The organism is Cryobacterium sp. TMT2-4 (assembly GCF_004402575.1).
Lineage (GTDB): Bacteria > Actinomycetota > Actinomycetes > Actinomycetales > Microbacteriaceae > Cryobacterium > Cryobacterium sandaracinum.
The window spans coordinates 83,237-96,890 of record NZ_SOGE01000028.1; the positions used below are offsets into that span (position 1 = coordinate 83,237).

Below are 13,654 nucleotides of genomic sequence, written 5' to 3' on the forward strand. Positions count from 1 at the left end.
ATATCGATAGCATCACGTCATGACCTCAGGATTGTCCCGGCTAGACCACGTTAACGAGATTGAGATCGTTGACCGCGAGCCTCTCATTGTCGACCCATCGGTTCTGGGAGCCATCGGTCTCAGTCATTCCCTCTCCTCCGCCATCGCAGACCTCATCGACAACAGCCTCGACGCTGGGGCATCTGACATCAGCATCCGTTTCCTCGTTGAGGACTCTCACGTGATGGGTCTCCATATCCGCGACGACGGTGCGGGGATGACTGCGGCACAGCTCAAGCGCGCGTTTGGACTAGCCGTTAAGCGCGAGTACCAAGACGGCGCGTTGGGACACTTCGGTATGGGCATGAAATCAAGCTCGATGAGCCAAGCCAAAGTCCTGACGGTTTATTCGCGGTGTGGATTCGAAGAACCCGTCGCCCGGAGTCTCCGCCGGCACGACGCCGGTGGAGACGGCTATGTAGACGTGCTCTCCGACCGCGCAGCCTGGGATGGATTCGACCGAGCTTTCGACCGCCGAATTGTTTCTAACGGCACCATCGTTGAGTGGCTGGGGCTGGACACGGTCTCAAACGCTCACGATGATTCCACCCGGCGGGCATGGCTCGGCAAGACCATTGTCGAGCTGCGCCAGACGCTCGGCCTTACCTTTCACCGGCTCCTCGCAGCCGGTGACATCCGAATCGAGATCGAGCAATATGACACGACGCTGAACAGGGCAGGGGCACCGAGTACGGTCGTGCCCCTGGACCCATTCGCCTTTCACCTTTCAGGAAAGACCGGGTACCCCAAGGAGATTTCGGCGATCACCTCCAGCGGCGGGCGAATGATCGCGACCTGTCATATTCTTCCGCCCAATGCTTCGGGGCCAGCCGCGAGACTCCTCGGAGAAAGACGCCCTCACTGGCAGGGGCTATATCTCTATCGCAACAACCGCCTGCTCCAAGCGAGTGGCTGGCATTCCCTGCTCTCCGACGCCAGTGACGTGCAGCTCGCCCGCGTCGCTATCGACCTCACCGATGATCTGCTGCCCGATGTCGCTTTGAGCCCGGACAAGAACGGCGTGGTGCTGCGCCCGGGTTTCATCGACGCCATCGAGACCGCGCGCAACGCTGCCGGTGAGACCGGATTCCGATCATTCCTTGACGATGCTCGGGGAGCAATGCAACAGGCGAACCGCCGCGCCGCCCAAGTGAAGCCAGTGACCGAAGTCAAATCCGGGTTGCCCGCCGACGTGCTCGCAACAATCGAGACCGAGCTCCGTCACCGCGAGGATGCACGGCCGATAACGATCAAGTGGCGGCAACTCGAGCCCGGCCAGGTCTTCTGGGTAGACCATGCCGCTCGCGCACTGTGGCTCAACGCTGGTTACCGCCGTCGACTGAGCGGCTCTGGGGCCGGCCTCCTGGGGGATGCATCGCTGCTGAAATCGGCGCTCTTCCTGCTTCTCGAGGAATACTTCGCCAAAGAGCGCCTCGTGCAGTCTGCTCTCGATCAAATTGACGCATGGCATTCCGTTCTCGCTGCCGCAATGGCGGCTTCCTTCGACGTCACCGTGATCGAGGCTGATGAGCCCGAGGACGAAGTCGCTGACGAGGACATCGTTGACGTCTTCGATCCCGAGGAAGAAGCCAAGAATGAGCCCTCCGCCAATGCCGCCAGCGCTGGCAGCGCTGGCAAGTTTGGCGTGGTCCGCACTACACCACGAGATACTGAACCCTTGGCCGAAATCGAAGCCACAGAGGAGTCCACCGGTCAGGATGAGGACGGCGAGAGTGAGCAGGATCACAGGCTCGATCCGAGCAACTCGGACGATGACTTCACTCCGCAGCCTGGTCTAGAGCACGTTGTAGTGAGCCTCGACCCCGTGCGCGATTATCGCGTGAAGGCTAGCGAGACTCCGCTACTTACGGCCGATGAAGAAGTTGCGTTGGCACGGCGAATTGAGATCGGGCTGTTCGCTCAGGATCGAATTGCAGTGGCCACCGACATGTCGCGACTCGCTCGTCGAGAGTTGGATTGGGTAGCTCTAGACGGTCACCGGGCGCAGGCGCAGATGTTTGGCGCGAACATGAGACTGGTGATGTCACTAGCCGCGCGTTACCAAGGCCAGGGGCTGGATTTTCTCGATCTCGTTCAGGAGGGCAATCTGGGCCTGCTGAGGGCGATCGAGAAGTTTGACTTCAAGCTGGGCTACAAGTTCTCGACCTATGCCACTTGGTGGGTTCGTCAAGGAATTACTCGGGGTCTCGCTGATCAGTCCAGGACAATCCGCGTGCCAGTACATATGGTCGAGCAGATCCATCGGCTCCAGAAGATCAAACGGGATCTCGAATCAACGACTTCGAGCGCCGCCAGCCTCGAGGAGATCGCAACCGCCGCCGGCTCGACCGTGGATGAGGTGCGGACCGTCCTCCGCTTCGATCTTGAGCCGCGCTCGCTGAATGACCTCATGCTGGCTGACGACGACCTCGGGGGGCTTGTCTGGACACCGCTGGGCGACTTAATCGAAGACGATGAGGCACAGTCAGCCGAAGATCTGGTCGGAGCGCTGATGCTGGAAGACCAACTCGAGAGACTACTGGACTTTTTCTTGAGCGAACGCGAAGCCGGCGTAATCCGCATGCGCTTCGGCCTAGGCGATATTCAGCCGAAGACACTCGATCAGATTGGCGACATTTTTGGGGTGACCCGGGAACGCATCCGTCAGATCGAGAAGAAGACGATGGTGAAGCTGCGTGATCCCGCATTCTCGTCATCGCTTCGAGACTTCCTCGATGACGGTCTGTTCTCGGTGGGCCAAGAGGTCAAGGAAGGTCGAGAAGCCTTTCTGCTGCGCGTCGGTGCTGCCCCCGAGATCGACGGAGCAAGTCCGGGGGAAGCGTCAGCGAGCTCCCGCCCATCGCCGGCAAATGTATTGATGCCGTCGTCCGTGCGATGGGCTACCCGACGCGAAGTCGAGGCTCCGGCGAAGGTGAGCCCAGCATCCGAAGTCCCAGCTGCCAGAACGCCGTGGCAGCCGGCGGACATCACTGACGTCACCGACGCCACAGCCGACAGCGACGAGGCGTCGTCGCCGGCGGTACCGGCGGATCAAATTTCGTCCCAGCCCGACAGCGCTCCCTGGTGGAAGAAGGCGGGGATAATGGACCTCCCTATTGTGCGACCTACAGACACGCTGCTGTTAGAGGGTCTTCACAATGGCGGCAGCATCGCGGAAATCGCACACGCTGCGGGTTTTGAGGACCACGACGTCGCCATCCGCCTCGGCGAGCTCTTGTTCGGGCTGGCAGGAGATCTAGATGTTGCAGACCTCGCTCCACGTCATGGTCACCTCTACGAGCCCGACGAACGCGACCGGATGGTCTGGGAATTTCGGAGCGGCATCAACGTCGAGCGGATCGCGGCCAACTTTGGGCGCACTGTCCTCGCTGTGGTCTGGCAGCTTCTCGACAATCCGCTCCGCCCTGTGACAATTCCCAAGCGGCTTCGGAAAGCCGCGAGGAGAATGGCGCTCTAACGCCACTCTCCCGGCTGAACAGCGAGGCTCCAGCCCCCTCGATGCTCCGTTCAGCGTCGCTCACGCGAATCCGTGTTCATTCCGTGCGTCCTTCGTTGCCACCATCCCGGGTAATGAATTCCAGTCCAAGGGTGCGCACGTCGAGGATGGCCTGGCCATCCGGACTCCGGTTCGTGAACAGCCATGTCACCAAATTACGGTGCGGTGTTCCTTGTGGGGTGCACGCCGGGCATCCGTTGTCGACGAGTCGGTCTTTCGGGCAGGGCCATGAGTACAGCGAGCTGTGCAGCCCGTCTCTCGAACTGTGTCCCCATCTGCAACTGTCGGAGCTGCCGGCCCAACCATCGGGCCAGCGCGAACTCCACCTTGTCTGCAGCGACGGAAAGGTACGTCACGAGGATTCCAGCATGACGGCGGCGCCGTTGGCGGCCGGACGCCGAAAGGATCTGGAAGCCGATGTCGGCGACGGCGAGCTCACGAGGGTGCCGCGGGTGTAGTCCGGGGTTTTTCGCCGCACATACACCAGCGCACGAGTAAAACAGCTCCTGCATCGCCCCCAGAAGTAAGGAAGCCACCCCATGTCAGAACTCGAATACCGCAGTGAGATGCATGTCACCGGCGAACGCGTCGCTCTGATGCCGATCCATCCCCAGTACGCCAACGCCATTCTCGACGGCAGCAAAGGCGCCGAATTCCGAAAGCGCCGGCTCGCCCCTGACATCCAGCGGATTGTGATCTATGCGACCGCCCCGATCAGCCGAATCATCGGAGAATTCACGATCGGGGCAACGGTTGTGGGCAGTCCTCAGGAAATTTGGCGGGACCACGGAGCCACTGGTGAGATCTCAGAGCCAGCGTTCCACAGCTACTTCGCCGGCAGGGACACGGCCATCGCGTTCGTGGTTATGCAGGCCCGACGCTACGCAGAGTCCCTCGCCTTGGCGGATCTGAGCCCGAAACCGGCCGTACCGCAGAGCACGATCTATCTGGCCGCCGACCTTTTCGTCGGGAGGTAGGCCGGCCGCCCCCTGAACTGCCGTCACTTACAGGACGCGCAGGGGTCAACGCCGCTTCACCCCTGCGCCGGATAGGTCCGCTCCTCGCGAAACTCCCCGCTGCACCACCCGTGGGCAGCGGCAACAGCCCTGCCCGCCGGGCCATCGAGTGAACCATCGCCCGCCCCGACAAGGCGTCTCCCTGGTCGATGCTCGCGAGCGGCGCAGGGCCGCGAACACGGGTGCCAAGAAGGTCTCGTCACACTCGTTGGAACTCGGGAGGGAGGCGAGCACGGTGCCGGCCGATCTCAGGTTCCGAGTCGGCGATGACGCCGTTTGACCCGCCGGTAACGAGATGAACGTCATCGCCAAAAACGCGGAGGCAGTTGCGACGGTAGGCGCATTTGACCTCGGCGCCATCAGCCAGTGCGGGCAGTTCAGGAACGCGGACACCGGGCGATGAGGAACGGGTCATGGGCCCTCTCTCACAGCATCCATCGAGCAAAATCGGTCCCTCAGCACCCCAGAACTGGTGCTTTTTCGGGCAATTGGCACTGATCCCCGTGAATTGGCGCATAGGTTCGGGTCTTCACGACTCCAAGAGAATCGAAAGAACACCACCATGCGCACACGAACAATCACCTTCCCAGATGGCACGATCGCCACGTCCTCCGAACTCGAGACAGCCGACTACCCATGGGCGATTGTCGCTTCATCGATGACGCCGGAAGAGATCCGAAGTGCGGATGAAGGCCGTATCGACGCCGCTCGGCGTGAGGTGTCAGCGTTGAGCGTCGCGCTGGAGGGCATGGTCGTTACCTTCGAAGTGTTGGAAATCCCGGCTGAGATCGAGCCGCGCCACATCCTGCGTGCCAGCCTCGAGGGATCCGATGTTTCCGTGCTCACTGACACCGATCACAACGTAGTAGACGTGGCCACTGAATCGATTACCCGTGGTGACGTTCCCTTCTTCGTCGGCCTGGGCCTGAACCACGAAGAAGGCCTCACCACCGCTGTCGCTGCACGGATTGCGTCTCTGGAGGAATCGATTTCGCAAATCCAGCTGTCACTCACGGGATCGACCAGTAAGCCAGATGCGCGCGTCAGCACGAAGGTCCTCTCCTGGCATAAGAGCGAAGATGCTGCAAGAAAAGTCGCCTCCAGGATTCGCGCATCCGTCACCGTCGTTCGAGTAGACCTCGATGACGTGGCGCCAATGCTTGAGTGAAGGGCAGGGACTCTCCGGTCGAGGATCCGTTGTTCCGTTCCGTCCAGATGAGCAGTCAGGCGGCACTGGGCTCGTCTGGCGAATGCCGAGTGTCCAGGTCCTCGGCCGCCCGCCCCGTCGTGCATTCCGCCCGCTCATCCGTGATGCGGAGGAGGCACCCACAGCCGTCGTCAACTCACAGGTCAACTGACTCTCCGCGCCGACTCCCCCACAAAGAATATGTCGGGGAGTCGGCGGTTTCATATGCCGTATCTCCATACCGTGGTGCTTCAGCGGTTTGCTCTCGAAGCAGGAACGGCTGCGTCACCCTCGACCAGACCCACGGCGGATCCCACAGCGTGCTCGCGCGCTCTCCAACACATGCCGAAATCCCGCGCGCCCACATGCCGTGCACGCGGCATCCGTGCACGCAGCATCCGTGCACGCGGCATCCGTGCACGCGGCATCCGTGACTCACCAACATTCTCAATTCCGCCACAAACAGACAGGCCCGAGCATGACCACTGACTTGAACGACAGCTTCAATTCCGCCCATGACGCCAACGCTTGGTCTGACAGATACGGTGACCCATTCAGTGAGGAACGGGTGGCTGCCACGGCAGCTCGCGTCACCCAGACAGGCATCCTCGAGAAGCTCGCAGCGTGGAGCGCCGAAGACAATCAGGCAACCGGCCGCGCCGGGCGTCCATTGGTTTCCGAACGGGCCATTCTGGTCGGGCTCCTCCTACTCGCCAGCGAACACCGGGCATTGTGGATCAGTTCCCTCGCCGAGGTTTTTCAGTACCGCCTGACACCCAAGTCCCGCGCACTCCTCGGACTCCCGACCGCGACCAATGGAATCGCCGGTGATTACAGCCGCCCGGAACGCTGGTTAAGCCACACGAAGAATGCCTTTCACCGGATGCTGGCTCTAATGGATCCCTTCCCGCACGATCGGAGCCGTGCGCTCACCTCCACCGAGGTTCAGGCCGCCCTGGATGGGCACGACTCGATCCGTGAGGGGAAGATGAAAACCCGACTGGACGAGTTCACGAACGGGTTCCTGCAGATGGCATTCATGCAACAACCGCTGGACCTTCGGCGTCCGACCAGCCGCATCGATATCTCCGTCGGCCACATATTCATTGAGTCGCCGACCACTACGGGCTTCTCCAGGAAGACCCTCGCCGCCAAGGTTGCGGCCGAAACCGGTGCCGACCCTAGGACCCTCCAGCGGGGTCCGACAGACGTCTTCGCCGGATGGGATTTCCGCGAATGGAAGAAAGGCGACAACGCGTTCGCGTGGGGCTGGATGGCCAACATCGCAGTGCGCGTGGACTCCGAATGTACCGCGCTGCGTCGATTCCCGACCCTCGCCGTCAGCGCCACGCTGAGCATGCCCAACGTCGCTATCGCGCAGGAAACCGTTTCGCTCATGCGAGCGGCCCTCGACACCGGGCTCGAGCCCGGCATCGTCGACGCCGATAGGCCGTACCTCGCCACCGCTCCAGCCGAGCTGATCCACGAGTCCGCCTTCAACCTCGGCTTCATTCCCGCGACCAACTACCGCGTCGACCAGCCCGTAGAGAGCCTGGGCCAGCGGCCGGCCTTCGACTACGAGAGCCCGGAATGGGAAGCCTTCCACGGGCACGCACAGACGTCCGTTGAACAGTTCCACGCCGCCGTTCAAAACCCCGGTCGTGAAAGCATCGGGGAATCATCTCGACGAGCGGTCTACGGGTTCGCCGCAGCGCAAGTCTTCGTCACGATCCTGCTCACCAACTACAACCTGCGGACAATCGCGGCTTTCCTCCACAAAGATTGAGCGGCACACCGCGCGCCCGCCTTCTGGCCAGGCGGTCAGGCCCAGAGAAAGGAAGTATCGGATGAACAGCGAAAGTCAGGACTACTACGACAGCCTCGGCCCATGGGCCACAGAAAAGGCGGTGATGGCAGCCTTCGGTGTGACCTCGAGAAGGCTCGAGAATTGGAGAGCGGAGAATCGCATCCTCGGCGTGGAATTTGGCCAGAGCTACTTCTACGTTGTGCACCAATTCGAGAACGGCCGAATTGTCGATGGGCTGCAGGCGGTTCTGACGGCGCTGTCCACAACGTTCACTGCTCCAGAGTCGAGGGCCGGTTGGCTCTCTGAGAAGGCCTACCCGGACTCTCCAGAAACTCGGTGGGATGTCTTGCGAAGCGGGCAGAGTTCAAGGGTCTTGGAGTGGGCCCAGGAGGACGCCCGCCCAACGGCCTGAACCCTCACGGGCATCCGACCGGGAGCGGGACAACGTTAGCCTCGGCGTTCCTATCGGGCCGTTCACGTGGTCTTCGCCAGTTTGAGGAGCGCCGCGAAGCGTTCAGCGCGGCTCCTGGACAGAGTGCCGGTCTGCACATGCCGAAGCTGACGCCTGAACCATCGTGCACGCGCAAACTCCGTCGGATCTGCCGGGTTGAGGTTGGGGAGATGCCCCTTCTTCTCGACGTCCTCAATGCAACTGTCGAGGGTGTCCTGCCAGCCGCTTTCGTGCAGGTCCCAGACGAAGGCGGGTGAGATGTCAAGGCGAATCCATTGGTACTGGCACAACGTGCTTTCGAAGTTGCGCTGGTAGGTCGCCCAGATGCCCAATCGGCCTTCCTCTGCCAAGAGGGTGGCCCTGTCGCGGGTATTCTCTCGGGGGCGCCCGTGCTCTCGCCAGAAATTCTCGTAGTTGTAGATCTGTCCTGCCCAGTTCGCCGCCCGCTTCCTTCCATGGCCACGATCAGGTTCGCCCCCACTGGCCACAAGCTCGTCCGCTTTCGCGTACCAAGCGGATCGCTGATCCCAGTCCTGTCCCTGTGTGTAAAGAGCGAATGCTTTGGAGTGCAGTTCTGCGGGGGTGATTCCGTCTTGCATGGTGCGCCCTTCCGGGCCGCACGATTTGCTGCCTCGAAGGGTCTATGCGCGGCACGTGGCACCGGCTGAATTGAACTGGCGGATTTGTCACGGAGTCGGCGGTTTGAAACCGGTGGAATTCGTACTGTTGTGCTCCAGCGACCGGAGTAGTCCGACAGGCGGACCCCGTCACCGCAAGAAACGGGCGCACCATGACAGACACCTTGAACGGGTCCGAGGGCGGATGCTGGATCGTCACAACAGAGGGATCGCAGCACCGGTTTGACCTCGAAGCGATGACGGTCACGCGGTTCCCCGGTCCCCGGGCCAGCGCGACCGTGAACGACCAGCCGCGACCGCTGGAGGAAATCGTAAAGTGCACGGTTGGAAAGCGCGGTTACTGGCTGATGAAAGCAGAAGGCCTCGAGGCCGAATTCCTAGACGGCTACTGGCATCTCTCCAGCCGCATCGTCAGAATCGACCCCGCGTCCACGGGCTCCGCCGAGTAGCCGGCACGGACTCCCCCGACTGTTGCAGGCCAGGTACCGATGCCGACTTCCGGCGTCCCTCGAATCGATCAGAACTCGCCCGCCTTGAAGGGAACAACACACCATGGACGCCTTGACGGATGACACGATCGGATGCTTCGTGGTAACCACCGAATCCGCCAGCCGATATTGGCTCGACCTCGATCAACGGCTGCTTCGACGGGTGACCAGCCCGATTCTTCAGTCGAGACTGCGCCTGCGCCGGGACGGTGAGGACATCGATCTCGTCGAAGTCGTCGACTGCCGGGTCGGGCACCCGTTGATTCTGCTGATCAACTTGAACCTGCCGGGGGTGTGGTTGACCAAGCGCGAATCCATCAACATCGTCCGCATCGACCCGGTACCGAAAACATTGGTCCGGCTCTGATGGGTGACCAGCGCCCCGTCGACTACCGCCCCATCAATGCGCTGCCGTACTGGGATCTGATCGGAGCATTCGTCAGCGACGCGGTGGCGGACGCGTCCCTCGAATCCGGTCGCTCGGAACGCTCCCTCTATCCCGCTGCCGTGGCGTTCGTCTTGTGGTGCTGGCAGAGCCGTGGAACCCCGCTGGAGCGCAGGCGTATCTTTCGCCGCGCGACAGTTGAAGAGTTCATCCATTTGGGAATGACCGGACATACCACCGGCAGCAGGGCCACACACCGGGCAGTCCTGTGGTTGATGGTCGAAACCCTGAACCCCGCCGAGCTGACGCGAAACCACCGACCGATCCCCCGGTCAGCACCGACGAAACCGTATTCGCCCCATGAGGTCGCCGCGCTCTACAGTTGGGCGACGGCGCAAGGAACGCCCAGGCGGCAACGGGACGCGATCGCCCTCCTCGCACTTGGGCTCGGCGCGGGGCTCGCCGCCCGAGAACTCCTCGGTGTTCGCGTCGCCGACCTGGACACCCGCAACGGCGACGTTCAGGTAATCGTCTGGGAGGGCCGACCCCGAGTCGTGCCCATACGGACCGCCTGGCAACGACCGGTACTCCGAGTCCTCGCGGACCTCAACCCGAACGATTGGATGTTTCGCTGCGGCAGAGCCAGCGCGACCTCCGGACAGATCACTGACTTCCTACTGCGTGCCCGCACCGAATTGGACGTACGACCCAGCCGAATGCGCACAACCTGGCTTCTCGAGCACCTCGCCATTGGCACTCCACCGCAGGAACTATTGCGTATATCTGGCCTCAAAAACCTTGCGGCCCTGGATAAGCTGGCGATTTTTGTCCCCAAAACAGGGCACACAAAATCAGCAATGCGATCCAGATAATAGGGTCTGACCAGGTATTTAGATTTCTGGTGGTGATCGGCGATGTTTGGGAAGAGACACTTCACCCGCTGCATTCGAAAAATCGCCGCACACAAGCTGCTCGTGACCCGAAAAGACCGACTCAACGACATCTTCCTCAGCGACTCCGCAACATACGCGCACCTCCGCGGGTTGGACCCGGAGCTCCCCGACCACGTGTGGCACGTCATCATCCGGTATCGTCCGCAACTCTCACCCGTGCAGTGGGAGGCCGTTCGAGAATTCACGATCACCAACGCCATCTTGATGAAGCCCCGCACATTCGAGAATGTTCGCCGGCTGATGACCATGTCCGCCCGGTTCGGCGCCTGGGTCTGGACATCGACTGGCAGTCGCCTAACGCCGGAAATCATCTACACGCAGAACCACGTCTACCGATACCTGCAAGAACGCCTCCCCAAACACTCCGAGAGCCACCGATGGGGAGTGGTCCGCCAACTCGGCAGTATCGCCGACACCCTCGTCGGCACCAACATCAAGCGCCTCCCGGCCCCCTACATCCGCGGCCGAAGCCCCTTCACCCTGTCCGACGCCGCGTCCATGCACAGCTGGGCCACAAGCCTCACCACACCGCTGAAGCGACAGAACGCGTGGGCGATCCTCGGGCTTGCCGGCGGTGCAGGCCTGCGCACGCAGGAAATCATCGACATGCGCATTGGCGACATCGAGGTCCTCGACGGTCGCGTCTTCGTGAACGTGCCCGGAAAGCGCCCGCGTCGCGTTCCAGTTCTGAACCCGTGGAACCGAACCCTCCTGCGGAGCATCAAGAACCGCACCCCTGACGACTTCGTCTTCCGAGGCTATCGTCTCGATGAATACCAACCCCGCACCCTCCAGACCTTCCTTACCGAGCACCCCGCGCGCGTGCGCGCCACGGTATCCAGGCTTCGCTCCACGTGGATCGTCACCCAGATCGATAACGGGCTGCCGCTCCCGGTACTCCTCTCACTCGCTGGTCTGGTCGGAGCGCACAGCCTCGACAAACACCTCATCCACGCCAGAGCTGCGAACATCAACGACTACATCGGACTCATCGTTGGCGACGAGGCCACCCGATGAGCGCCGGCGACATCGACTACGAATTCAACGGGTACGAGCCCGACCTCGGCGGGATGACGCAAGCGGAAGTCATAGGTCGGGGCCGGACCCACCAGCTCATTGACGACGAGACCGTGAAACAAGCGGAGGGGCGGGTACGCAAATCCGGTGTCCTCGACAAACTGCAGGAGTGGAGCAGCGAGGACGCGGCCGCGTTCAGCATCGGTGGTCGCCCGTCGCTCATCTCTGAACGAGCAGTCCTCACTGGGCTCCTTCTGCTGGCCAAAGAAGGTAACGCTATGTTCCTCACGAACCTGCGGGATCTCTTCATGTTCCGCCTAAGCGATGCTTCCCGCGAACTCCTTGGGTTGGAAACCCCAAGGAGTGCCTTTATCGCTCATCTCGCCGAGAAGAGCCGCTGGTACGGCAACACCGCCCGAGCCTTTCAACGGATAAACGATTTGATGGATCCTTTCCCGCAGGAACGCCGCCGCGCCAAGACGTACACCGAGATTCAGGACATCCTTCGCACGCATGACGTGCAACTGGAAGAGAAACGAAAAGCTCGACTAGACGAATTCACGAAGCTCTTGCTGGTCATGACCTTCAACGAGCAATCACGCGCCATTCGCCGCGTCACAAACAAGGTTGATGTTTCCTTTGACCAGACCTACATCGGCACCCCGAACACTAAGGGCTACTCCCGCAAGAACCTCGCAAAACGAGTCGCCGAGGAAGCCAGAGTCGACGAGATGAGAACTCTCAAGCCGGGCCCCGTCGACGCCTACGCCGGCTGGCACGTCACCTCCGGCCCTAGAACCGACGCCGGAAGAGGGCAGGTCGATCTCACCACCCCCGACAAGAACGGCGGCTCTGAAACCTTTCGATGGGGCTGGGAAATCAACATTGCGGTCCGCGTCGACTCCGAAGCACCCGGCAAGCGCCGGTTCCCCGCGCTAGCCGTCGCCGCGACCATGAGCCTGCCCAACGTCCGCGTCGCCGAGGAAGCGGTAGCCCTCATGCGGGCAACTAAAGCCACGGGGCTAGAGCCGGGGGTCGGAGACGCCGACAAACAGTACTGGGCGAATTCGACAACAGACCGGCTCCACAACGACGCAATCAAGGAAGGCTTCACACCGTCCACCGACTACCGCGTCGACCGCCTCGGCCACCAAGGCGGCGACCATGGCGCCCTATACATCGAAGGCGGCACATACTGTCCCGCCACTCCCGAGCCGCTTCAAAACGCGACCAAAGAGCTCCTGGGCAACATCATCGACACGGCAACCTACCGGGAGCGCGTCAAGAACCGCACCGCGTTCCAACTCCACGTCAAAGAGAAGCAGGACGCCAAGGACCGCGTCGTCCTGCGCTGCCCTGCCCTGGGCCCCAGCCCGACCGTGACCTGTCCCCTCCGTGAGCTCCTCAAGACCGTCACGGATAAAGTCCGACCGGCTGTCGACGGAGAAAACCTGCCCGACTTTGCCGACAAGATCTGCAGTCAGCACTCCGTGTCCTTCGACACCGCCAACAACCGGCGCAACGCTCAGGCGTTCGAGTATGGGACTAGGGAGTGGGATGAATTCCACACCCATGCCCGCAACTCCATCGAGTCCCTGAACAGCCAGATCAAAAGCAACGGCCCCGAAGACATCGAATCCGCCAGCAGACGCCGCGTCCGCGGATTCGGCGCCGCCCAGATCATCGTGAGCATCTTGCTGACGAACTTCAACCTGCGCAAGATCGCCGCCTTCATCAGCGACAAGATCAAAGAAGACGCCAAGAAGCAGGTCCACGGGCAGCCCGTGGTGCCTCCGATCCGCCGACGCGACCGCGAATGGCACAACCCCTACACCGACACCTACCCGGCCGGCGTGATGCGGCCGGACAAGGCCAAACACCCTGCATCGGATGAGACCGGCGGACCACCGCTTCGGACGTGACCGTCCGGTTCAGGAACCGATACTGCCCGAGAGGGCAAAACACCCAGCATTCGAGACAATCCGGCGCGCGTGAAAACGCCTGAAAACACGCTCAGCAGCCGAGAGGACAACCACAACTCAAGAATCGCGACCGGAATCGGACGCGAGAAGCCCTTAAACCAGAAATCGCTCCTGAGAAGCCTCAGGAGCGATTTCTTTTTGTTTCGACCGGACCGTTTCGTGAAGAGTTTCGCGA

At 61.7% G+C, this 13,654-nt stretch carries 11 protein-coding genes; 10 read left to right on the top strand and 1 reads right to left on the bottom strand.

Features of this window, described 5'->3' with window-relative positions:
- Positions 1–19: 19 nt before the first annotated feature.
- The 5 genes from E3O54_RS08290 to E3O54_RS08310 all read left to right on the top strand — a co-directional run bounded on the left by E3O54_RS08290 (position 20) and on the right by E3O54_RS08310 (position 7,977).
- Positions 20–3,517, top strand: a complete 3,498-nt coding sequence (locus E3O54_RS08290; RefSeq protein ID WP_134401375.1) for a sigma-70 family RNA polymerase sigma factor — start codon at positions 20–22, stop codon at positions 3,515–3,517.
- Positions 3,518–4,095: 578 nt separating this feature from the next.
- Complete coding sequence (locus E3O54_RS08295) at positions 4,096–4,533, top strand: ASCH domain protein (protein WP_134401376.1); 438 nt, start codon at positions 4,096–4,098, stop codon at positions 4,531–4,533.
- A gap of 601 nt (positions 4,534–5,134) precedes the next feature.
- Positions 5,135–5,740, top strand: a complete 606-nt coding sequence (locus E3O54_RS08300; RefSeq protein WP_134401377.1) for a hypothetical protein — start codon at positions 5,135–5,137, stop codon at positions 5,738–5,740.
- A gap of 496 nt (positions 5,741–6,236) precedes the next feature.
- Positions 6,237–7,544, top strand: coding sequence for a hypothetical protein (locus E3O54_RS08305; protein WP_134401378.1), 1,308 nt, complete (start codon positions 6,237–6,239; stop codon positions 7,542–7,544).
- Between the two features lie 61 nt (positions 7,545–7,605).
- Positions 7,606–7,977, top strand: coding sequence for a hypothetical protein (locus tag E3O54_RS08310; RefSeq protein ID WP_134401379.1), 372 nt, complete (start codon positions 7,606–7,608; stop codon positions 7,975–7,977).
- A 62-nt stretch (positions 7,978–8,039) separates the two neighbouring features.
- On the opposite strand, the gene E3O54_RS08315 is transcribed toward E3O54_RS08310, so the two are convergent.
- Positions 8,040–8,615 carry a hypothetical protein gene (locus E3O54_RS08315; protein ID WP_134401380.1) on the bottom strand — a complete coding sequence of 192 codons (576 nt, stop codon included), beginning with the start codon at positions 8,613–8,615 and terminating at the stop codon, positions 8,040–8,042.
- A gap of 191 nt (positions 8,616–8,806) precedes the next feature.
- On the opposite strand from E3O54_RS08315, the gene E3O54_RS08320 reads away from it, so the two are divergent.
- The 5 genes from E3O54_RS08320 (at position 8,807) to E3O54_RS08340 (ending at position 13,419) form a co-directional block, all read left to right on the top strand.
- The gene (locus E3O54_RS08320) at positions 8,807–9,103 is read left to right on the top strand and encodes a hypothetical protein (RefSeq protein WP_134401381.1); all 297 of its coding nucleotides are present in this window, start codon (positions 8,807–8,809) and stop codon (positions 9,101–9,103) included.
- Between the two features lie 103 nt (positions 9,104–9,206).
- The gene (locus tag E3O54_RS08325) at positions 9,207–9,509 is read left to right on the top strand and encodes a hypothetical protein (protein WP_134401382.1); all 303 of its coding nucleotides are present in this window, start codon (positions 9,207–9,209) and stop codon (positions 9,507–9,509) included.
- Positions 9,509–10,399 carry a hypothetical protein gene (locus E3O54_RS08330; RefSeq protein WP_134401383.1) on the top strand — a complete coding sequence of 297 codons (891 nt, stop codon included), beginning with the start codon at positions 9,509–9,511 and terminating at the stop codon, positions 10,397–10,399. Before E3O54_RS08325 ends, E3O54_RS08330 begins: the two co-directional genes overlap by 1 nt.
- Positions 10,400–10,501: 102 nt before the next feature.
- Entirely contained in the window at positions 10,502–11,497 is a 996-nt protein-coding gene (locus E3O54_RS08335) for a tyrosine-type recombinase/integrase (protein WP_166805227.1), read from the top strand.
- Positions 11,494–13,419 (top strand): hypothetical protein, encoded by a 1,926-nt coding sequence (locus tag E3O54_RS08340; RefSeq protein ID WP_134401385.1) that lies wholly within the window; start codon positions 11,494–11,496, stop codon positions 13,417–13,419. The genes E3O54_RS08335 and E3O54_RS08340 overlap by 4 nt, the downstream gene beginning before the upstream one ends.
- Positions 13,420–13,654: the final 235 nt, after the last annotated feature.